At 55.7% G+C, this 1,783-nt stretch carries 2 protein-coding genes and 1 pseudogene; 2 read left to right on the top strand and 1 reads right to left on the bottom strand.

Annotation, left to right across the window (positions count from 1 at the left end; genetic code table 11):
- Positions 1-248 (top strand): annotated as a pseudogene (locus tag HT737_RS14735) (hypothetical protein); the annotation flags it as partial.
- Positions 249-306: 58 nt separating this feature from the next.
- On the opposite strand, the gene HT737_RS14730 reads toward HT737_RS14735, so the two are convergent.
- Positions 307-678 carry a DUF6124 family protein gene (locus HT737_RS14730; RefSeq protein ID WP_027610398.1) on the bottom strand — a complete coding sequence of 124 codons (372 nt, stop codon included), beginning with the start codon at positions 676-678 and terminating at the stop codon, positions 307-309.
- Between the two features lie 515 nt (positions 679-1,193).
- Between HT737_RS14730 and HT737_RS14725 the strand changes: the two genes are divergently transcribed.
- Positions 1,194-1,577, top strand: a complete 384-nt coding sequence (locus tag HT737_RS14725; protein ID WP_182403034.1) for an SCP2 sterol-binding domain-containing protein — start codon at positions 1,194-1,196, stop codon at positions 1,575-1,577.
- Positions 1,578-1,783 lie beyond the last annotated feature (206 nt).

Below are 1,783 nucleotides of genomic sequence, written 5' to 3'. Positions count from 1 at the left end.
AAAGGCGATTCCCCTTGTCTACCGGGGGTGTCGAAGGAGAGGAAGTCATGGAGGAAGGGCGCCCCTCTCAGTTCACGACAATCTGGGTGGAGGTTTCCGAAGGGTCGCTGACAGGCGAATACGAAATGGTCAGCCAAGGTGCCCGAATCTATGGGATGACCTACACGAATTACAAATCCGGTAAGAAGTATTCATTCGATCAAGACATCACCATGGACGCTTCGCCAGAAACAGGCTGTCAGTGGTGAGCCGGGGATCATTGAGAAAGGGGACTTAACGTCCCCTTTTTTTCATCCGCAAATCCCGCTACGACTTGGCCGCCAGGTTCCGCACTTCAATATGATCGAGCGTCCCTTCCACCATCAATCGCACCCCATCCGCCATTCTGCTCAGAGCCAGTGCAACCGAGCGGCGGGAGCCGTGGAGGTCGTCGGCGAGGTCGCAGGCGATGGCGCTGATGGACAGGAGGTCTTCGGAGGCGTTGGCCATGAGGGCTTCGGCGTCGGTGCCGGGGGTGAGGCTGAAGAGGCCGGTTTCGCGTTTGGGTTGGGATTCGGTGCGCGGTTTGAAGTGGTGGTCGAGGGCGCGTTCGGCGGCTTCGTGGAATTTCTTGGATTCCAGCGATTCGTAGGGCGATATGTCTGGGGTTTCGGGGGGATTGGGTGTTGGTTTGATCATAGGTATTTTCCGAGTTATGGAGCCAACACCGTTTCGCTTGCTTCGAGAGGGTGGCAGCTGTGTATAGGTGTGCAAGACCGGACTCGGAAACCGGCAGACCCGAAGGCCTCCCATACACAGCCGCCATAACAGTTCGCGAGCATAGGAAAACGCCCGGCGAATAGCCATAACTGAATGCATAACGAGTCTGGACTTGCACGTCCGAGTCACCGATTTTGCGGTGACACACACAGGCTATCGACGATGCTCCAACCTGCCTAGTTCACGCACAACACCACGCTTTGCAGGAAATTTCCCATAGGTTTGCAGGCTGGAAGATCAAAAGATCGCAGCCTTCGGCAGCTCCTACAGGGATGTGTTTCAACAGGTGTAGGACGGTGGGTGCAGAAGTGTGACTTGGCGGTCATCGTGCGGGAAATGGTCTGCATCATCTTCCAATAGCGGCGGATAGTGGCGTTATCGTTCGAATCCCTTACACTGCCCCGGCCGTTCATTTTCCTTTTGAGGCTGTGCGCATGAAATTTCGTTTTCTTCTGTGGATGATGGGTTTGTTGATGGGGAAGGCCAGCCGGACAAATCCTGCGTTCCAGCAGCAGTTGGGTGACAAGAATCTGGTGTTTCAGCTGCAGACGCTGGACGGGAAAGTGGCGCGGCATTTCGTGGTGAAGAATCAGCGCGTTACCAGCAAGTCTGGTGTGGTGGCGGAGCCGGCGTTTGCGATTGCGTTCAAGGATGCGGGTTATGCCTTTGCCACGATGCAGGCGAAGAACAAGCAGCTGGCGTTCATGCAGGGGATTCAGGACAAGTCGATCCAGCTGAAGGGGAATCCGGCGCTGGTGATGTGGTTTCAGGGGTTGATGAAGTATTTGAAGCCGAGGAAAGCCAAGCCTAAGGCTTGAGTAGATGTGCTTGAGTAGAAGGGCTTAAGTGGAGGGGCTGTTGTGGTGAGGGGATTTATCCCCGATGGGCTGCGCAGCGGCCCCAAAACCCGAGACCTCGATATAACTGACGCACCCTGTTGGCTGGGTTTGCGACTGCTGCGCAGTCGGTCGGGGATAAATCCCCTCACCACAGGGTTTCGCTGAGTCAGTTGATCGTCATCAGA

The sequence above is a fragment of the Pseudomonas sp. MD195_PC81_125 genome (genome assembly GCF_014060985.1).
GTDB classification, from domain to species: Bacteria; Pseudomonadota; Gammaproteobacteria; order Pseudomonadales; family Pseudomonadaceae; genus Aquipseudomonas; species Aquipseudomonas parakoreensis.
Note: the sequence above shows the minus strand (reverse complement) of the source record. Positions and strands in the feature narration are given on the sequence as shown.

Excerpts from the sequence above, each read along its gene's own strand:
- HT737_RS14730 (WP_027610398.1), bottom strand. The coding sequence starts at position 678 with ATGATCAAACCAACACCCAATCCCCCCGAAACCCCAGACATATCGCCC.
- HT737_RS14725 (WP_182403034.1), top strand. The coding sequence starts at position 1,194 with ATGAAATTTCGTTTTCTTCTGTGGATGATGGGTTTGTTGATGGGGAAG.